The sequence below is a fragment of the Desulfosporosinus shakirovi genome, assembly GCF_020595055.1.
GTDB lineage: Bacteria > Bacillota > Desulfitobacteriia > Desulfitobacteriales > Desulfitobacteriaceae > Desulfosporosinus > Desulfosporosinus shakirovi.
In genome coordinates this window covers 62,755-83,492 of the sequence record NZ_JAJDOO010000023.1, presented here as the reverse complement: position 1 = coordinate 83,492, position 20,738 = coordinate 62,755, and the positions used below count along the sequence as shown (strand labels likewise).

Genomic DNA, 20,738 nt, shown 5'->3' with positions numbered 1-20,738 from the left:
CTGATCTGCCTTTAGGAATTCGGATGGTTTTTGCGAACATTTATTGACACTATCAGAGCAGAACTAGTTAATTGTTGAAAGTATTATTGGATTCATATAGACTGTTAATGTAATTCAATGTGGGACATTATAGCCCATCCACCAAGTTGTAGCTTGGTGGTTTTTTTATATATGGCTCTCAGATCTTTTGGCGTAAACGATGCCAGACCAAAACACCAGGCCGAAAGCAATTATTACTCCAATAGTTGGAACACTGAAAGCTTTTCCGCCCCCAATTGCAATGCCTAAATTACTCATATTTTCACCTCCATATATTTTCCCTACCCCTATTACCAAACTAACTTTCCTTATTAGAAAAAAATACAGCCACCATTAACATTAAGCCAAGTGCAATTAGTAGCTTTGTACTTGTTCTATTTGAATATTTGTTCCCTAGACTTTCTTTAGCCTTCTCGATGGCTCGATCTGCGTAGTTGAATTTAGGTTTTTTTACTTGTTCTGCTTCCACCTTGTCAGGATCGCTGTTTACTAACAACTGCATCCTCTCTTCGTCACTAAGAGTTACAAAATTAGTTAAGCACGATTCAATTATATTGCTTATAGGTATACCTGTTTCCTTAGCACATTCGATTAAGTGGTCGTTAAGTCTTACACTATGTACAGATCGTACAGGATATTGTTCATTTAGACTTGCCATTATTGTCCACCTCCCAAGGTAAATAATACCACAAAAAAGACGAAAGTCAACACTTTATATGCATTATGTAATACAATTTACAAATTATGTCCGTAAGATAAACTGGGTTGAGAGAAAAAGCCATTGGTCCACAATAGCTTAAGGACTATCACAGAGCAGAATAATGAACCCTATGAATCTCTTGCTGTGCAGAACTGTTACACTTTGTAATACTTTGAAAGTATTAACTCCTGCATTCCCCAAAACTTCACAATACGATGGACAACGATCATAAATTTAAGGGAATTGGATTATACGAAAGAAGTAGAAGAAACCAACTACAATGGTGATTTTTTCTTTCTCAAAGGGAAGGTGAAAGGAAAATACTTGTCGAATTGGTAATATTGTTGGGTAATGGTACTGAAGAAGATATATGGAACTTAGCTTTGAAGAAATGTTTGTCGAAAGTATTTGTGGACTTACATACGCCCTATTAATTCCGTCAGTGTAAGGAGTAATATAAATGGCTACTAATTATTTGGGAAGAGACTCTTTAATAAATAAAAAGCAGACCCTTATGAAATTAACTAAAAATCAAGAGAAAGGATTAGAAGGGGAAATTGCAGTTGGTGATTTATTATCAAAGTATTTGCCTAAAGATACATACATAATTTCACACCCTATTATTGGGAAATATGACCCTGATTTTTTGATTATTTCTCCTCGTTATGGTTTTAGAATGATTGAGGTAAAACATTGGGAGATCAAGCCTATCAAGACTGCTTCCCCTAATGGATCATTAGAAATTATGGGAGACATTCAAAATCCTCTGGATCAGGTAAGAAAACATATCGAAGATTTAAACGCATATTTGTTGTCTAGTTATCCTGAAATCAATAACCCTTACCAGTTAATTGGGTGTGCTGTTGTACACTTCGGATTTTCCAAGAATGATTTTACAACTAAGTTTCCCCCTGATAGGTGGAATCACACTATGACTCAGCATTATTATAACTGTCATATTTTTAAAGACCAGTTGAATCAAAATATTGATATGCTTTTGGAATATTCAACGAAATATCCTGGATGTTATCCGAAATTATCAAACGAGATGATCGAGGTAATAGCTAATAAATTAAGCATTTCAGATAAATATGCTAGTGAGATCGAAATAGAAACTAATCTGAAGTTCGATAAAATTACAAACGAGCTGGCTGAAAAGGTTGAAAACCTAGAAAAGAATAACGCAAAGCCTCCTGAACCTAAAATGAAAATGAATAAATTCATATTGGCATTAGCAGGCATTTTATTAACATTACTTTCGGTTTTTATCTTTAACGGTAATATCTTCACAAAACCTGTCAACGGATTTTCTACTACACAGCCTAATGGTGTAGAACAACAAGGTCAAAAAATTAAAGGAAATATCAACGCCAAGGGAGAAAAAATTTATCATGTGCCTGGTGGCAAATACTATGAAGTAACTACTCCAGAGGAATGGTTCTTAACCGAAAAAGATGCTCAGGTAGCGGGGTTCAGAAAAAGTCAAAGTTGACATTAATCATTAATTGATAAAAACGAGGTGATCTTTAATGTTTATGTGTTTCCCATCTGACGAAAGAACAAAGGCTCGACTAGATGCTATATGCAAATCTCTCGACATATCAGTTGAAGAGTGGTTCGAGTCTGCCTTGAAATCATCGGAATTCGATGTAATGGTAAAGTTCTTGGATAATCCAGAAGACCAAACATCGTGGATGTGGGACGAGGAATTATGTCAATTTGTTAGACGGTTTGAGAATGAATAAGCTACAACTTACACTTCTAGTATTATGTTGAATGAAGCATGTGACTGAGATTGTTAGAAGGATGATGATTTATCTTGGCTCGAAGAAAAGGATTTAAATTTCAAATAATACTTAACAAAAGCAAAAGAAAACGCTTTTACAAAAAATTATATATGGATTATTAGTGATTTATCTTGCCATGCAATTAATCACTGAGCATACTCGCTTTTTACCACATTCATAGTTTTATTTATTAGCCTGTGCGTATTAACCGTATTTATCTATATTAACTACAAATCTTGGACTCGAAACAAATTGAGGAAATTAGGTATAAATAATATTGACAAGATGACAGGGAGAGAGTTTGAACAAAGGTTAGAAGTCTTATTTGGTGATTTAGGCTACAGTGTAAAACTAACACCAGAATCAGGTGACTATGGTGCGGATTTAGTTGTGGATAATGCTTCAGGGAAAACAGTAGTGCAAGCTAAACGCTACAGTCATCCTGTTGGTGTTTCAGCTATCCAAGAGCTAACCTCATCAATGGCTTACTATTCTGCTAAAAATGCAATCGTTGTAACAAATAATTACTGCACTCCACAGGCAAAAGAATTGGCTTCAGGAATAAGGTTGAGCTTTGGGAACGAGACAAACTAATAAGTATGCTGACAACTGGAAACATGAATTCTGAAATGAAGATTGTGGACGAGTCAAATAACTGTAGTAATTACCCAAAGTCCTCAGATTATGTTTAATAATGGAATTTGACGAATTTTAGATGTAAATTGATGTAACGAAGGAGTTTTAAAAATGACTAATGAATGTGATAATTGTACAACATGGGAATGTAATCAGGCTCAGTTTTTTATTGAAAAATACAATGAATATCACACTAAAAATTACAAGCGAGATTCTTGTTTAGATAAAGATAAAGGAAATGGTGAAGCTTTTGAAGGTAGAGCAGATTTGCTTTATCAAGATCAAGATAATGAGAACGAGAAAATGCTTGTAGAAGTTAAAACTCTTTTGCATGGTTTTAAGGAGAATAATGAATCAAAGCAAAAGGTGGAAAGTATGCAATATAATGTTGATAAATTGAAGAGTTTAATAACTGATATAATTAATAATACCTGTATTAATAAGGAATATCAGATCAACATTAGTATAAAAAATAAATTGAAAGATAGTTATTTGAAAATTCTGTCTGTAAAATTTAAAGAATTTATTGAAAATAATTGGGATAATGAGAAACACTTTACTAAAAATATATTTTCTGATGAATATGTAAATCTGAGCTTTGAAAAAATGGATGAAAAATTTAAAAATATAACGGACGGCGAAAGGATATTATTTGCTATTCCATTAAAATTAACTGATGACTCAGGTATGACCTTAAAAGAATTATTTGAAATTGGTTTGGATTATGATGATTTAGTTGAGAAAATATTCGACTTACTTAAAAGGTGTAAAAATAAGTTCAAGGGGTATGAAACCTCCAAAAAGGTAGTGTTATTTATTTTTAAATTTAAAACAGGCATGCAATTACTGGTTGATATGGAAAACTTCCATCCAGGTAGTGGTTTTAACTTTAAAGTATTGCAAAATACATTTAACGAAAAGCTTTTAGCAAAACAGAAGGAATATGATTATATAGATGAAATTTACATAAGTTACGATGATGAGATGATAATTCCTCTAAAAATGCAGGAGTAATCCCGTTTCCCCAAACAGTTATAAACCCGCTTCTTATCCATACATGTCGAGTTCGAAATTCATGGCGGGCTAGAGATCGCTGTCACACATTGAAGCATTCTGAGTAGGCCCCATGTCAAGTCTATCCCAAGGGAAACAAAGAAAATGGGGTTGATCTAATTGGCAGAAAAACTTCGTATTGCTAAGTATAATGGTAATGTAATTGACATTACAGAATATCATGATTCTATCCATAAGGGTAGGATTTATTGTCCATTTTGTAAGCCCCCTTTAAAATTAGTCCATGTTGTCGATGGATTTTTTCGTGCTTGGCCTAACCAGGGTGGACATAACTGTGGAAGGATAGCTGTGAAAATCTTTGAAGCTGACTGGAAAGGTAGAGAGATTACAAACATTATAAGGAGACAAAATAATACCCTTGAAATTGTTATAGATATATTTCAATTAGCTCAAAGATTTAGGAGTAGAAAGTCTCAGTTACAGTATAAAGATTTAGGGAAAGGTAACATAGGTAATAAAGAGTATCCGAAATATGAACATCATAAAGAAGTTTTCAGGGATGTTGTTCGCAGTGTTTATCAGATGAAACAACTTATTGAACAAAACGAGATAGATAGCCTCAAAGCAATAAATTTTCGTTTTACGACTGAAAACGAAATTGTACCTCTTGATGAGGTTCTTAAAGTTATAGATGAATTAGATAAGAATTTGATTGATAAATCGAGATTTGTAGTTTTTAAAGTTGAAAGCACAAAATTGTCGGATAAGATCATATTTATAAACGCTTATCGAACTAATAGTAAAGACTTATCAATAGTTTTTCGTTATCCTGATAAGTTAAATAAATTTAAAAAATTAGAGAATGGTTATGCAATTGCATATGGGAATATTAGTTATTCCCGAGGAAAGTTCTTTGTTAATATCGTAAATGATTTCCATATTCAAAGTCTAGATGAAGATTCTGTAAAAATATTTTTCGAGGGGAAGGAATTAGAGAAGTATAACAAAAAACATGTTATTTCAGAAACTAGAGATTTGTATATACATAACGAGATTATTAAAGCAGATTTGCTAAAGAATGATATGAGTAATTATTCACCAGGTAAAAAAGAAATAAATAGTGTAATTCAGTCGGAGGCTTTGGTTGAAGACAATAAAGGCTTGAGCATGCATGTAAGTAAGACGGAATTTGTCTTGAATAAAACTCAAGAGGTTTCAGATAAAAATACTGAATATGAAAAGGTAAGTATTATTAAGAAAGTAGTAAACAGTATTTTTTCACTTTTAAAAAATAATAATTGATAACGGAAAATTCTATAGTTAAAAACACGTTTAGGAACGGTTACGCATCAGGCTGTTTGAAACTAAAAGCATATAGCTGAAATTGTTAAAGTGAGGCAATAATGTTAGAATTAAGGACAATTTTTTCATAACAAATGACTTAAAAGATGATACGATGCGAGAAGTGCGGGGGTGATTTCCCCAAAATTTCTTTCGCACATCCTGCAATAGAATTGGACATGTTCTATTGTGGGTAATCGGAGGAGCGAGATGTATTATGAGAGAAATATCCCCAGCAGTAAATTATTCAGTTGAGGAATTTTTTGAACAGTTAAGTCTTTCTGACAGAAAGCCTATTACAAAAATCAGGGAGGAGAAAAGAAAAGGTTTAAGACCATTACCTTCTGAAAAACTTATTGATTCTTCGACTGTCTTAAACTCGGATTTTCGAAGAGCGTTATTAAATAAAGTTGCAATGTATGTTGACGAAAACCTCGCTGGACGTTCTGAAATGTGTATTCAATTTGCAAGCTTATTATCTTTAAGCTTAAGAAGCCTTGGTATACAATCGAGAGAAGCATTTGGAAAGTCATATTATTATCAGAATGGCAAGGAGGTATTTGTTTGGGAGCATGCATGGGTTAGAATAGGCAAAGAAGTAATTGACGGAAATGTCGATATTTTATATGAGAACCCCATGTTTCCCTCAAGCATTGTAGTATCACCTTACTGGGGAGTAATTAACCAAGTTCCAAATGACCGTAAACTTGTTGAGAATAAATCAAAAATATATCCTGAAGATGAAGATGTTAAAAATATATGGTGGCCTGAGTTACAACAGTGGTTAATAAATAATACCTAAAATATTGTTTAGCTCTTACACTTTCAATGTTAAAAATTCACCTTATCGATAGCATGCGTGATAGTCGATGCGTTTCCCATAGCTTGTCGATTCAAAGAATAGACATCGAATGCTATATAAAGAAAAGCATAATAACTTAATGAAGAAGATGGGTGTAAATTAGCGTAATAGTAACCCTGCAGAAAATTTGCATTGAAACGTCAGAACGTATATAGAGAAGAATGCCTTAAATACACTAGGGAAGAGATTGTGATTTTATCACCCGAATCCCTAACAAATTGAGGGAGGGGTTCAATTTGTAATGGAAAATGAAAAATGGCTTAATATGAGGAGTTATTAGCAAAATATCCTGAACACTATCTTTACTATTTAGGAATTACTGAAGTGGACCCTTTTTAAATAATAGGATTATCACGCTCTCCGAACGAAATTGCAAATAATGCAGAAATGGCATCTTTAATGAAGAATGTAAAACGTTATGGCTGGAAGGACCCTGCACCTGAGGGACTAATTTTAAAACAGTTTCCTGATTTCACATATTCAGTATGTAATGGCGGAAATCGTCGAGCATATCTCGCTAACCAGTTGCATTTAAAACGTATCCCAGCACACGTAGATGTTCTAATACCTGAAACGTTCTTTTCGCCAGATGTCTTATTTCAATTTGAGAAACTTAACAGACAAAACGAACTATTGGCGAAGCGATTGAGAGGATTCCAAGGCGTTCCTTATAACAAAGAGAAACAACAGCCTATCGACGAGCTTGATGCTTTGGAACAAAAGGTTCAGTATTTGTTCGAGACTGAAGCTTTAAGGTTGAGATTAATATGCGAGTGACGTTGTATAGAAGTTATTCATTATAAGCTGGAGTGACCAATTACTTCACAACCGAATCATGTGTATCTTGTCCCAAGAAAAGGAGGCTTGTCGTTTGCCAGTAACAGATTTTCAGGCGGTTAAAAAATGGGCGAAAATACCCCCAAATATTCAGCAACTTCTTATAAATAATGTTTTTTGCTCCACTTGTGGGGTAGCCACTATCGTCGACTACACTATGTATAACGAAAAAGTTTGGAATCTTACTTAGGGGCAAGTGCAAAAAGTGCGGTTCGGACGTGGCAAGGCTTGTAGAAGATGAATAAAAGTAGAAAGATTAAACTGAATAAGAACTATACGCCACTGCCAACGAGCGAAGGCGATGAAATATATCCTAATGGAATCTTTGATTTTAGCATTTCGAGAATACTGGAGTATATTGCTGAGGGTAAGCTTGAGGCTGAAGAAGGACGAATTGAAGTAAAGGAATGGTTTGAAATAAGGGGAGGGAACATATAGTGAGCAAGCGGGAAGTAATTTCCATTAGTTTTAATGGAATCAAAAAGTGGTTTTACATCAAAGAATTTGGAGAAGAGAAGTTAATCGATATAATATCTGCAAACTTTAACGTTGAACACATAGATTCCAGCCATTTCTTCTTCCAGTATGTTACTGAAGACGGACTAAAAATTGAAATGCGGTCAGAGAACATCGATTACTTTGCAAGAAGTTTGCCATGGGCTATAACAAACTCAGTATTAAAGTGGGAAGTTCCGTGGAGAGGAATAACTTTGAATGATTTAATTGTTTCAGTAGAGTATGGTATTATACCTGATTTTGAGGGATTCGAATTTGATTATTATGATTTAGCCTGTGGGTGGACAGAGTTACCTCAATATGCTGACTTGATTGAATATTTAGATCAATTTCTAAATTACGCGGCGGACTTGGCTGTATTAAAGGAATTTGTCTTGTTCTGGAAAAATATTATAACTAAATATTGGAATAAATGGGGGGATAGGGGGGCTAAAAATATAGGAAATATATTAGCCTTTATCTTTTCTAGACCTGAATGGGATTATGAACAATTGGCTCATTTATTAGGATGTGAAAATCACGAAGCAATACTTTTATTAGAGAATTTGGGATTCAAAAAAAATGGAAATCTGCACAAGATAGATAATTCTTTGATAGCACGTAGTTTTGAAGATTTAATTATGAAAAATAGTACTAAGAAGACAGATATATTGATAAAGATTTTAACTAAAGGACAGATTTATATGGATTTAAAAGGCACCGATGAAGAAGGCAATTTCCTGGAAGAGACAATTAGCGATTTAATCGAAGGAGATGCACTAAATGATCCTTCCAATATTGAAAATTAGTTCTAATAATCAATCAAGAATACTACGAAAATAGCCCAGATTTCCCCTGAAGTGCAGTTGAGGATAGCTTAACTTGGCTAAGGGAACAAGCAGAGGAATTTACTTATAGTCAGATAATCCGTTCAACTAATCTTAATTAATTTTTCGTGCTTTATCCCCCTCCCTTGATTTAAATTCATACTTCTTAAATTCACCATTAATGAACATTTTCTTACTTTAGTGGAAAGATTTATAGAGATATTCTAACATCTGAACTTTCATGAAGCTAATTTTTACAGCGGACAGGCTAATACATCATAAGGGGTAGGAACCATTTATGATGTATTAGCCTGTGTATTTGGATTGTGAACAGTGTGATAATAGGTTTGTGTTATAAGGTGTAATTCTAAGCCATCGAATTAATTATTTATTCGATGGCTCTTTCTAAAACACTGTCTTGATAGCATTAATCAATTAATTGTTAATGCCTAAGCTATCCAGTCCAAAGTTTGACGGTATAAGATGTCTTTGAATATATACGTGTCTAAAAGGCTTGTTCTTGAGTGAATAATATGCTCCGTGAGAGCCATCACGCAAAGACTGAGCCACCTTCACGCTAGACCAGAGCCATCCCTCACAGGGTGAGATACTCTGGGGCAGACTCGACATGGGACCCTGCTTTGGATGCTTCAATGGGTCGAGGGCTATGGCTCATATGGAAGTATTCCTCTTTGGTAAGCCCCATCTCTTGGTACTGGGTAGCATCACAGCCCCCATGTAAGGTCTATCTTTGGGTCCCGTGGACAGACCGTTAACCGTTCATTCAACTGGTGGTTCAACCACCAACATGGTGGCTCATTTCAGCGTGAAGGTGGCTCAGCCAAGAGCGTATTGTTGGCTCTGTCACACGGAAATATTCATCTTGAGATTGTAATATTAAAATTATGAATAGTTAGAATGTTTGAATCTTTTATTTTTTATGGCAAAAGGGTGTTGACGAGCTAAACTGTCCATTTCGTGACCCGTTAGGACATTGATGCCTGACTTGCCCAATGGGTTACAGACCACCAAATAGACAAGCGTTATACTCGCTTGTAGAAAATTAATTGTAAAGCAGGTCTATTTACAAAACGTCTCAAAAAGTATACTTATCGATCCTACTACTTTCAGCTCGTTTTATATGCTCAAAATGTAAGCATAAATATTATTGAGAAGTCTCAATTAAAGTGTATACATTGTGATAATATAAGGGTATAGTTGACTTACTGAACAAAGTGAACGGAGGTAGGTCAATGGCAAAAGTATACGGATACCACAGAACTTCTACGACTGAGCAACATCTTGATAGAGGAATCAAAGCTATTAAGGATTATTGCCAAGAACATAATATTGAATTGGATGAAATGTTTTGTGATCAACAGACAGGCAAGAACTTTAATCGCCCTGACTATCTAGCTATGAAGAGGATGGCAAAGAATAAAGGTGATGTCATTATCGTTTCAGAGTTAGATAGGTTGGGTAGAAACAAATTAGACACATTAAAAGAGATACAACACTTCAAAAACTTAGGTGTCAGAATGATGATACTGGAGATACCGACTTCTTTGGTTGATTACTCATCCTTTAATAAGGATAATGACAAAGATATGGCTTCAATGATGATGGACACAATCAACAATATGCTAGTTGAAATGTATGCGACCTTCGCCCATGCTGAAATGCAAAAGCGAGAGAAGCGGCAAAGAGAAGGCATAGCGTCCATGAAAGAACGTGGAGAGTGGGAGCAATATGGTAGACCCAAAGTGATGGACTTCAACTTATTTGTAAAAGCATATAAGGATGTTGAAGCAGGAGCGGTAAAACCTTTTGAATGTATGAAAAGACTAGGTATGACTAAACCAAGTTTCTACAGATACAAGAAGCAATATGAAGCATTAAAGCAAGGAAAACAAAAATAAGAGAAGAATGCAGGGGATTCCCTTGCCTCTTCTTTTTTCATTGCTATGGGTGGGGTGCATTAAGACTGATTAGACCTTATCAGTATTACAACTATGGTCAGAGTAGATACACACCCATCGGCAAGTTGTATGACGATTGAGAGTGTTACAATTTAATTCTTTCTGAGATATTTTGTAATACTTATATTTATTGCAGGAATATCTACAAAAATTGTTGAATAATAGAAAAAGGTTCAGTTATATGTGCGAACTTATCCAAATATAAAAGTCGGTTTCTATTCAAAACATTATTACGAAATAATTTAGAAACTATTTTGTCAATAAATTGGGAGTTCATTACAAATCACAATAAATAATAATGGGGGCGATTGCTTTCTTCTTCTTCTTTAATTACTTTTTTGATGACATATATACGAATCCATTTGTAGAGAAGGCGTTCTATTTAGTATGTGGAGATAAACTGATTTCTGATGGATATTGTGATATGAACATTTATATATATAGTAAAATTAGTGAAGAGTTAATTCAACAAAAGTTAAGGGACATCGACTCTCCAATAATAAATCTGTATAAAAATGGTTATTCCGAAAAGGAGAATATTGCCGCGGTTTTAAATGGATTTTTGCAGCCTCAAATGCAGAATTACAAAATACCTGATGATATGAAACTAATAGAAGCACAGGCTTTAGTTAATTGGATTTTCAAGTCGCTCAACAATGATAATGCTCGATTAGAAGCTACCCATGAACTGATTAAGTTGTTAATAGAAAGATATCAGTTTTCAGACGAGATTGAGATTTCTAAAGGGATCGCTTATCTAAGCTCTAAGGTAGACCTGAAATTTATTGGTTCTATTGAAGATTTCTACAAAAATATTGAAGAAATGTATTCAATAGGAAAAACTTTGTTTTATCGAGGACATTCAGAAGCAAATTATATTTTACTTCCTTCATTAATGCGTAAAGAAAACTGGCATAGAAACGAACGAAAAATGTATAATGAACTAATTATTAACTGTCCTAGCAATTTTGAAAAAATGAAGTCACATCTTGAATACCTTGTAGAAATGCAACATTATGGATTGCCCACAAGATTATTGGATATTACGCGGAATCCTTTAGTAGCATTATATTTCGCTTGTGAAAATAATCATGAGTCCTATGGAGAAATTGTTATTTTTTCAGTTGATGATCGTGAAATTAAATACCCTCAAAGTGATACAATATCAATATTAGCTAGTTTGCCTTTATTTGAATATGAAAAACAACAAGAGATATATAACTATGCTATAGAAAGTCTGGCCCAGGATGATTTTAACAAAAATGTGCAACGGTTATTGCATGAGGTGAAAACTGAAAAGCCTGCATTTAAGGATCAAATTATAAAAGAGGATTTGCTGCACAGTCGAATTGTCTTACCACTCAAAAATAATAATAGGATATTGAAGCAAGATGGATCGTTTATATTGTGTGGTTTATCTATAGATTATAGACATCTTGATGTCAATGATTTACGATACAATGCGATCAATGGAAAACGGCAGGTTTTCATTGTTGAAAGTAAACGGAAATTTATTGATGTATTAAATGCCTATTCCATCAATAAAGCGACTCTTTTTCCAGAAATTGATGATGTTGCTGATTATATTAAAGGTAAATATTAGCTAGTAGGATATAAAAGCGATACCGCTCCTCTAAATTAAGCTGATATCTTAATTTAGAGGAGCGGTATCGCTTTGCTAGAACGGCTAATAACGCCCTAACTTTTTACTTGTGTAACAACTAACTAATATTCGCCATTTTGGGAGGAATATTAGTTGAAAAAGGTTAGGAACTCATTGGTTCTTTTCGCTTTCCTTCTCATTAGTTTATCCGTTTTTTCTTCCGTTGGGTGTAATAGAACCAGTTCACCTGTTTCTTCGCAACCACAGCGACAACCTAGATTAGTATTTAGTGAGAAAGTTGACGAAAAAATAACCCCTATTAATACGGGGATTATATTCAATTCGGGTAAGGTTGAAGTAACTTTACAAGCATCTTCCGCTTTTGAAGTATCAAAACTTCAAGTTACAATTTATAGAACTGGAACAGCAGAAAGTGTCTACCACCGTGAGGATGTAGATGTTGATCCTAAGTGGGGAGTATACCATTTTGGGTTCAATTTTACTGAGAAAGGAAAGTATAGAGTTGCGATTTGCAAACTTTCTGGAGAAACATTGGGTGAAGGTGAAGTTGAGATTAAGTGAGTAAGGTGATTGAAATTAAACATGAAAATGGATGTCTCAGTGTTATGCTGAAATATTTTAATGCTATTTATCTTTTTTAATGATGATTAACAAATAGAAAAAAGCGAGAGGGGTTCTTGAAAATATGTCATATCAAACAGCTTTAACGATCAATGAAATTGTAAAGGAGATACACTCGAAAAAATATCTTCTTCCTGCGATTCAAAGGGAATTTGTATGGGATACCTATCAAATTGAGATGCTATTTGACAGCCTAATGAGAGATTATCCTATAAGCTCTTTTTATTTTGGAAGGTATCAAAAGAACGTAGACAAGATTACGGTTTCTATGAGTTTCTAAGGGAATATCATGAAAAAGATAAAAGACACAATCCGAAAGCAGACCTAAAAGGCGATGACGATATCGTTGCTGTTCTGGATGGTCAACAAAGGCTAACATCGATATACATTGCTTTGAAAGGAAGCTTTGCTTATAAACTACCGTATAAAAGATGGGATAATCCGTTGGCATATCCGAAGAGGTATCTATACTTGAATATTGTCGCAGAGTCGAGTGAGGAAGATATGAAATATGATTTCCAGTTCCTAACATCTGAGGATGCGATAAACGATAAAGAACATTACTGGTTGCGGGTTGGCGACATGCTTGATATGCCAGAGCTAGAGAATGTTACTGAGTTTTTGCTTGAAAAAATTTCTTTTACTGAATACACCAAAGATAAAACCATATTTGCAAACAAAGCCCTTTCACAGCTTTACAAAGTAATTCATAGTAAACCGACCATAAGCTATTATCTTGAAAAAAGTGAAGAACTGGACAAGGTGCTAAATATCTTCATCAGAGTTAATAGCGGTGGCACGACTTTAAGCTATTCAGATTTACTTTTGTCAATTGCAACGGCTCAATGGCAGACGAAGGATGCACGTGAAGAAATAAATGAGTTTGTCGATGAGATCAACGGAATCGGTGCAGGTTTTAATTTCTCAAAGGACTTTGTATTAAAAGCTTCCTTAGTGTTGAGCGGATTAAAAAACATTGCATTTAAAGTTGATAACTTTAATAAAGCAAATATGTTAAAAATTGAACAGAACTGGGACAACCTAACCAAAGCGATAAGATTGGCTGTGAATTTGGTTTCGAGCTTTGGATATAGTAGAGAAACCCTAGCGGCTAATAACGCGATAATTCCGATCGCCTACTATTTACAGACCATTGGCTCACCTCATAGCTTTGTAACTTCAACATCAAGGGCTGAGGATAGAAAGAAAATAAAGAAATGGATAGTGCTTTCCTTATTGAAGAAAGTATTTGGGGGTCAGCCTGATAATGTTTTGCGACCAATTAGCGACATTATTCAGAGCAACCATGACAGCGGTTTCCCGCTTGAAGCAATAATTGAAAAATTCAAAGGAACAAATAAAACTATTGTATTTTCGGATGAGGATATTACAAATATTATGATTGTTAAATATGGGAACGGAGATGTATTAGCAACATTTTCTTTGCTTTATCCATCTTTTGATTTCAGCAACCATTTCCATATAGATCATATTTTTCCGAAGAGCCTCTTTACACAACGAAAGCTTCGAAATAAAAAGGTTGCTGATGAAGATATCGACTTGTGTATCTCATTTTGCAATTCCATGGCAAACCTTCAGCTGCTTGAAGCTATTCCGAATATAGAAAAGAGAGACAAGGAGTTCGAGGTCTGGTTAAAAGAAACATACAAAACTGAGCAAGATAAAAAAGACTTTAAGTCCAAGCACTATATACCGACTGTTGACCTAACTTTCCCGAATTTTCTTATTTTCATGAATGAACGTGAAAAATTGCTAATAAGCAAGTTGAAAAGCGAGTTAAGTTAAACTAAGAGTAATCGAGGGACATAAATTGCCTCATCTTTGTTTACGATGGAGGGGTTAAACAATTAGATTTATTCCAAATTTATAAGGAGAGTGGAAGTATAATGCCAAAAAGGCTTAGAAATTACCCTGTTTATTTAGCTCCAAAAATTCATGGTCATATGAATGAGGACATTCCTGAAATCTACGATGAAAAAAGGAATGAATATCTCGACCCAAATAATATAGATGACAAAATTAAGATTTACAAAAGACAAGTTAAGGGATGGTTTTTAGATCGAGGTTCAAGGCTACTAAGAGGAGAAAATAATGGTTTTGTTGTTATAATGATTAGTGCTTCCTATATCGAGGGAGTTCAACAATATATTGCTGGTGAAACTAGTGAACGGAATAGTAGGGATTTCTTTAAGAGAGGTCTAGAGAGAATTTTTTCGCTTTCTGTAGATGACGAAAAATTAAATGATTTTTACAAACAAGTTAGGTGTGGTCTATTCCATAACGGTATGAGTGGTGGACAAGTAATTATTAGTAATGAATCTGAACACCCAATCGATTTTTCGCAAACTGGAACGATAATAATTAATCCTAAAAGATTTTTAAACGAGATTAGGAATGATTTTAATCGATATATCTCTTTACTAAAAGATGTAGGTAATATAGACGAAAGAGAAAAGTTTAACAGGATGTTTAGTGTTGTTCAATAGATTATTATCGAGTGAAAGAGATGGAGCTACAGCAGTCGGGCTATGGAGTTAGGAATGAAGCGGAACACATTCCACAGAAGAGTTGTAGATTATGAGGCTAAGAAGGGTTCATTCACCCTTCTTAGCCTCATTGCTATTGGGTGGGGGTGACATTACAGCAGTTGACATTGGATTTAGAAGCAATAACTGAATCGCTCATCTTCATCCGTCGGCAAGTTATTTGACGACTGCGACTGAATCGATCACAAGAATAATCTTTCCGACTATGAACAAGACCCTAGAAGATTAAGAATATATTAATGAAGTTCCACATCCAGAGCGATTACTGAGTTCTGGATATTTTTCTAGTATTTGTATTTATTGCAGGAATGTTCAGGAAAAGTGTTGAATTCTAGAACTAGAGCAATTTCACAGGCAAGGTAAACCCCTTAACCGTATACAAAAAACAACCTTTCATTCGAGGACTGTTTGAGATAGCTTTATTGCTACTTCTTATGTGAACAAAATACAAAATAAGTGGAGATGAAAGAATGTACATATCCAAAATAAGAATAGAAAATTTCAGGAATTTTAATATTAAAGATATAGAATTTAATGATGGCGTAAATGTCATCATCGGTCATAATAATGCGGGTAAATCAAATTTAATTAAGGCATTAGGGTTGGTACTTGATTCCCAAGGATCAAAGAGGTTAGATGTAGATGATTTCAATAAACATAATTCACTTGACGATCTAAAAGCTAATTCACCAACAATCCGAATAAGTATTACGATAAATGAGAGTATCGGAGAAGACCTAAATTCCGATGACTTAGTTACGGTAGGAAATTGGCTTACTAAGCTAGAAGAACCCTATGAAGCACTATTAACCTATGAGTTTTTTCTTCCTGAAAAAGAGAAAGCCAATTATTTAGAAGCGATTAATACTGCTACAGATTTAAATATAGCTTGGAAAACAATAAAACACGACTTTATAAGATTGTATGTATATAAAATATGGGGAGGAAATACAACAACTCAAACCGTTGCTGATAGTGAATCATTGCAAAAATTCGATTTTCAATTTTTAGATGCAATTCGTGATGTTGAGAGAGACATGCTTACTGGGAAAAATACCCTTTTAAGAAGTGTATTGGATTTTTTTATGGATTATGAAATTAAATCTGATACAAGTAAGTCAGAGGGAGATAAAAAAGCAGAAATCAAAACGAAAAAACAGGATTTTTCTGATAATGCAGATGCTTTACTTATTGACCTTCAGGGAAGAATGACGGAAGGTAAAGAACAAATCTTATCATATGCAAAAAATACAGGAGCATCTTTTAATAACGCTATTCCTAATTTCGAAGGAAGCATCTCGGACGTTGAAATGTTTTCGGCACTAAAATTGATTGTCGAATATGAAAGTGGGGTAAAAATACCTGCTACACATAATGGACTAGGATATAATAACTTGATTTTCATGTCCTTGCTTTTATCAAAAATGCAAGTAAATTCAGATGGTAAGTATTTAGGGAGCAATGCTAAAGTCTTCCCTATCTTGGCTATTGAAGAACCCGAAGCACATCTGCACCCTGCAATGCAATATCAGTTTTTAAGATTTTTGAAAAAGAACAAATTAGAAAAAAAGGTAAGACAAATTTTTGTTTCTACTCACTCAACTCATATTACGTCATCTGTTTCTCTTGATGAGATGATTTGCTTACACAATGAGGCTGAAGAAAGTACAGTTGGATATCCTGGGAAGGTATTTCCCTCCGATGGGAAAAGTAAAAAATATGTTCAACGGTTTTTAGATGCAACCAAATCGGATATGCTTTTTGCACAAAAGGTGATTTTAGTGGAAGGAATTTCAGAGCAATTACTTATATCCATTCTGGCAAGATATGAAGGTATTTCGTTAGATGAAAAGCATATTGCAGTAATAAATGTAGGGGGGAGATTCTTTGATCACTTCTTGCATTTGTTTGACAGCCAAAAGCCAGATGCTTTGAACAAGAAAATTGTTTGCCTAACGGATAGAGACCCAGAAAGAAAAAAAATCTCTGGTGGTAGTTATGAAAAATGCTATCCATTTGAATACAATCAAGATAGAACGATTTATAATTATAAGAACAATGCCAGTGCAGATAAATATCCAATTACAACTCATCCGAATATTGTTTTTTTTAGTCAAAACGTAGACAAAGGAAAAACCTTTGAATATGATTTGATTTTGTATAATCCCTCACTTGAATTATTGATAACTGATTCAATGAGTAATAAAGAAGAAATCAAAGAACTTATGTCATTATATGAAAATGAAAAACCCATATCAGATTATGAAACAAAGTTGAGAGGTAGCCATGAAAACAAAAGAATTATCGATAGCATAAACGTAAACACTTCGTTTACTGATAATGATAAGTCTAGGGCAATTATAGCTGCTCGATATCTTAATTCAGTTGGAAAAGGAGAAAATGCATTGGAATTAGCATATGTGTTAGATGAGAATCTAACAAAAAAAGGAACAACAGAATACAAAGAATTTAATGTTCCTGATTACATAAAACAAGCGATAGAGTGGATATGCCAATGATTCAGATAAATTCAGATACACTAATTGCTATTGAGAATCATTTTAGAGTGTCAGCGGGACCTGGTGCAGGTAAGACATATTGGTTGGTTGAACATATTAAAAATGTATTGCATCACTCTACAAGATTAGAGAAAACCCGTAAAGTTGCTTGTATTACTTACACAAATATTGCTGTTGAAACAATTTTGAACCGTTTAGGGACTTCTACAGAACAAGTAGAAGTTTCAACGATTCACAGTTTTTTATACAAGAATATTGTAAAACCTTATGCTGCTTTTCTAGTTGACGATTATGGTTTGAAAGTGGCAGAGATAGATGGGCATGATGACATAATTCTATCAAATTATTCTTTTTTGAGAGAATGGAAAGCTAAGACTAGACAACAGAGAATTACGGATGACAAGTTATTAGTTAAAGCCTTTAGAGCAATAAGGTGGAAATTTGATGATTCGGGTGATCTAGTTGTAAAGCCTGATTATCCTCAAAGAGTTGGAGGATATAACATTAAAAATGATTCATATTTTGAGTATAAAAAAATGGCTTGGGGAAAGGCTGTGATTCATCATGATGATGTCCTCTTTTTTAGTTATCAACTTATTAAAAAGCATCCATTTATAATACAAGTATTACAATCGAAGTTTCCATATTTCTTTGTGGATGAGTTTCAAGATACAAATCCAATTCAAGTTGCAATTTTGAAATTAATTGGTGAGAGAGAAACTATTGTCGGAATAATTGGTGATGAAGCTCAATCAATCTATGGATTTCAAGGTGCTGAACCACAACAATTTGGTTCTTTCATGTTGCATAATATTGAGGAATACGAAATGGCTGATAATAGGAGGAGTACAAACCAAATCATTGATGTATTGAATCTAGTACGTGTTGATCTTGTCCAGAATAAATATAGAAATGTGAATGGAGAAATTCCAGTTATTATTGTTGGTGAGATGATTACTGCTCTTAAAAAAGCAACAGAAATGAGTAATAATGAACCCATATATTCATTGTCAAGAATTAATATTACTTCGAATGCAATGAAGAAGGAAGTTGGAGGAACTTCATTTAATGATAAATTGATTGAAGAACTTTCGGATAAAGACAAATCGAGTAACAACAACGGTTATAGGAGCAAAGTGGTTATTGCTTGTTTAAAAGCTACTGAATATGCCCGTGAAAGAAATTTTAAAAATGCTATCAAAGAACTTGAACGAATTTTTAAAGATAAAGATGATGAAGATAAAGGTAAAAAAGAGGCTTTGAGGCATATCTGTTTACTTCTGAAAAAGTATGAAGAATTCAAAGACAAACCATTGTTTGATTTTTATTCTATTGTAAAAAATGAAATCAAATCAGATATTTCAAGACTAGCAAGTGGTGCAGCTAAAACCTTTTATGAGGGACATAGTTATCAACAATTGGCTTTATGTGTAAAGATTGTCGAAGATGTTAGTAGACATAAGACTATTCACAAAGCCAAAGGGGATGAGTTTGAAAATGTATTACTTATTCTAACGGAGGAAAGTGATCTTTCATTTCTTCTCAACCCTGATTTAAAAGGCATACCAGAAGAACATAGAATTAACTATGTAGCTGTAAGTAGGGCCATCAAACGATTGTTTATCAATATACCATCATTGCCTAAAGGTAATTTGTCAATATTAGGAAGTATCTTTAATATAGTTAGAGTTTGATAATTGTATGATATAGCTTAAGGTAAATCGGCCTTTTGCTCCAAGAGTGAAGAGTAGTGACAGTGACATCATCTTGAGGTATTTATATAGAGACGAGAGTAATTTAGTCATTTTCTGCGAGGAACGGAAGGTTATAGCCATTTTTCATAAGGGGTGTTTTATATGATGTTTAAACCCAGGATATTTTTAAGTTCTACTCTAAGTGAAAATTTAAATATAAGATCGAAAATCGAAGAATTTTTTTCAAGTATTGGTGCTGAGGCAATGCTTTACGAAAAGAATCTGACTCCTTCAGTTGATGCAATGACGTATAGAAAAGACATTTTTGATGCGGATTTCATCATATTTATAATTAAGAACAAATATGGCAATAAAACGGAAAAGGGTATTTCAGGAACTCACGAAGAATTCCAAATAGCCTTAGAGACTAATATACCTAAACACATTTACATAAAACTTGAAAATAATGAAAGTGATGCAAAGGAATTAATTGAAGAAATTGATAATAACCAAATTTCGTATTACTACTTCAAGAATGATAACGATTTATTAAAAAGGATAAAAGAGACCACATTCACTATTGCGAAAGAGATTATGCTAAGAAAAATAGAAGAAGCACAATTACCTAAGAATTCAGTTAAAAAGATAAGTGTAAAGTACGATTATGACCAAGCAATAGATATTATTAAAATTATTGAATCAATGAAAAGAGTAAATCGCTTGAGTGAATTTGATTGGACTGATTCGACAATATTTGATAGTTTTATTGAAACGATAGTTATGTTTAAAAGTGGTGAGGAATGGATTTTCATTGATAGAAAAATTGAAGATTTATTGGATGATCTGATCTCCATATATGAGGAGTTTAGCTGCTCTCATAGTAACGATTTTACAAGTATACCTAGTACATTTAGGACTATTAAGGTTCCAGTTATAGGAGAAGTCATGATTAGCAGATGTTCAATGTGTTCGAGTCCTCACCTAAGCAGAAATCAGTATATAGATATTATCAGAAGATTCTTGGAGAAATATGATGAGTTTAGAGAATACATTGAAAAGATGAGATTGTTTACTGATTCAATTTTCTAGTATGGGAACAGCCAAAACGCCTTAGTGGGAGGCGTTTTATATATTCAATAATCACCATCCTACAATATAGTTATTTAAAACGATAGAAAATGAGACACGAAATAAAC

Annotated in this window: 20 protein-coding genes; 18 read left to right on the top strand and 2 right to left on the bottom strand. The window is 33.8% G+C overall.

Annotated elements, in window-relative coordinates:
• Window positions 1–165: 165 nt before the first annotated feature.
• Together LJE72_RS26335 and LJE72_RS17855 are read right to left on the bottom strand one after the other, a co-directional pair.
• A complete protein-coding gene (locus tag LJE72_RS26335; RefSeq protein WP_282437924.1) occupies window positions 166–297 on the bottom strand; it encodes a hypothetical protein in 132 nt (43 codons plus the stop codon).
• Window positions 298–337: 40 nt separating this feature from the next.
• Window positions 338–697 (bottom strand): hypothetical protein, encoded by a 360-nt coding sequence (locus tag LJE72_RS17855; RefSeq protein WP_229249273.1) that lies wholly within the window; start codon window positions 695–697, stop codon window positions 338–340.
• Window positions 698–1,199: 502 nt separating this feature from the next.
• Here LJE72_RS17855 and LJE72_RS17850 point away from each other — a divergent pair.
• The 18 genes from LJE72_RS17850 (at window position 1,200) to LJE72_RS17770 (ending at window position 20,631) form a co-directional block, all read left to right on the top strand.
• On the top strand, window positions 1,200–2,231 hold the full coding sequence (locus tag LJE72_RS17850) for a nuclease-related domain-containing protein (protein ID WP_229249272.1): 1,032 nt from the start codon (window positions 1,200–1,202) through the stop codon (window positions 2,229–2,231).
• A gap of 547 nt (window positions 2,232–2,778) precedes the next feature.
• Window positions 2,779–3,120, top strand: a complete 342-nt coding sequence (locus tag LJE72_RS17845; protein ID WP_229249271.1) for a restriction endonuclease — start codon at window positions 2,779–2,781, stop codon at window positions 3,118–3,120.
• A gap of 153 nt (window positions 3,121–3,273) precedes the next feature.
• Complete coding sequence (locus LJE72_RS17840) at window positions 3,274–4,176, top strand: hypothetical protein (RefSeq protein WP_229249270.1); 903 nt, start codon at window positions 3,274–3,276, stop codon at window positions 4,174–4,176.
• 159 nt (window positions 4,177–4,335) lie between these two features.
• On the top strand, window positions 4,336–5,478 hold the full coding sequence (locus tag LJE72_RS17835; RefSeq protein WP_229249269.1) for a hypothetical protein: 1,143 nt from the start codon (window positions 4,336–4,338) through the stop codon (window positions 5,476–5,478).
• A gap of 256 nt (window positions 5,479–5,734) precedes the next feature.
• The gene (locus LJE72_RS17830) at window positions 5,735–6,319 is read left to right on the top strand and encodes a hypothetical protein (protein ID WP_229249268.1); all 585 of its coding nucleotides are present in this window, start codon (window positions 5,735–5,737) and stop codon (window positions 6,317–6,319) included.
• 459 nt (window positions 6,320–6,778) lie between these two features.
• On the top strand, window positions 6,779–7,156 hold the full coding sequence (locus LJE72_RS17825; RefSeq protein WP_229249267.1) for a hypothetical protein: 378 nt from the start codon (window positions 6,779–6,781) through the stop codon (window positions 7,154–7,156).
• 94 nt (window positions 7,157–7,250) lie between these two features.
• Window positions 7,251–7,406: a hypothetical protein gene (locus LJE72_RS17820; protein ID WP_229249265.1), complete on the top strand. Its 156-nt coding sequence runs from the start codon at window positions 7,251–7,253 to the stop codon at window positions 7,404–7,406.
• A 47-nt stretch (window positions 7,407–7,453) separates the two neighbouring features.
• Window positions 7,454–7,654, top strand: coding sequence for a hypothetical protein (locus LJE72_RS17815; protein WP_229249263.1), 201 nt, complete (start codon window positions 7,454–7,456; stop codon window positions 7,652–7,654).
• Window positions 7,654–8,520, top strand: a complete 867-nt coding sequence (locus LJE72_RS17810) for a hypothetical protein (RefSeq protein WP_229249262.1) — start codon at window positions 7,654–7,656, stop codon at window positions 8,518–8,520. The genes LJE72_RS17815 and LJE72_RS17810 overlap by 1 nt, the downstream gene beginning before the upstream one ends.
• 1,271 nt (window positions 8,521–9,791) lie before the next feature.
• Window positions 9,792–10,457, top strand: a complete 666-nt coding sequence (locus LJE72_RS17805; protein WP_229249260.1) for a recombinase family protein — start codon at window positions 9,792–9,794, stop codon at window positions 10,455–10,457.
• A gap of 484 nt (window positions 10,458–10,941) precedes the next feature.
• Window positions 10,942–12,120, top strand: coding sequence for an FRG domain-containing protein (locus tag LJE72_RS17800; RefSeq protein WP_229249258.1), 1,179 nt, complete (start codon window positions 10,942–10,944; stop codon window positions 12,118–12,120).
• A 153-nt stretch (window positions 12,121–12,273) separates the two neighbouring features.
• Window positions 12,274–12,702, top strand: a complete 429-nt coding sequence (locus tag LJE72_RS17795; RefSeq protein WP_229249257.1) for a hypothetical protein — start codon at window positions 12,274–12,276, stop codon at window positions 12,700–12,702.
• A 124-nt stretch (window positions 12,703–12,826) separates the two neighbouring features.
• Complete coding sequence (locus LJE72_RS26330; RefSeq protein ID WP_282437923.1) at window positions 12,827–13,042, top strand: DUF262 domain-containing protein; 216 nt, start codon at window positions 12,827–12,829, stop codon at window positions 13,040–13,042.
• 113 nt (window positions 13,043–13,155) lie between these two features.
• Window positions 13,156–14,568 (top strand): DUF262 domain-containing protein, encoded by a 1,413-nt coding sequence (locus tag LJE72_RS17790; protein WP_282437922.1) that lies wholly within the window; start codon window positions 13,156–13,158, stop codon window positions 14,566–14,568.
• Window positions 14,569–14,669: 101 nt separating this feature from the next.
• A complete protein-coding gene (locus LJE72_RS17785) occupies window positions 14,670–15,269 on the top strand; it encodes a hypothetical protein (protein ID WP_229249256.1) in 600 nt (199 codons plus the stop codon).
• A gap of 530 nt (window positions 15,270–15,799) precedes the next feature.
• Complete coding sequence (locus LJE72_RS17780) at window positions 15,800–17,848, top strand: ATP-dependent nuclease (protein WP_229249255.1); 2,049 nt, start codon at window positions 15,800–15,802, stop codon at window positions 17,846–17,848.
• Window positions 17,845–19,542 carry a UvrD-helicase domain-containing protein gene (locus LJE72_RS17775; RefSeq protein WP_229249254.1) on the top strand — a complete coding sequence of 566 codons (1,698 nt, stop codon included), beginning with the start codon at window positions 17,845–17,847 and terminating at the stop codon, window positions 19,540–19,542. Before LJE72_RS17780 ends, LJE72_RS17775 begins: the two co-directional genes overlap by 4 nt.
• A gap of 162 nt (window positions 19,543–19,704) precedes the next feature.
• Window positions 19,705–20,631, top strand: a complete 927-nt coding sequence (locus LJE72_RS17770) for a DUF4062 domain-containing protein (RefSeq protein WP_229249253.1) — start codon at window positions 19,705–19,707, stop codon at window positions 20,629–20,631.
• Window positions 20,632–20,738: the final 107 nt, after the last annotated feature.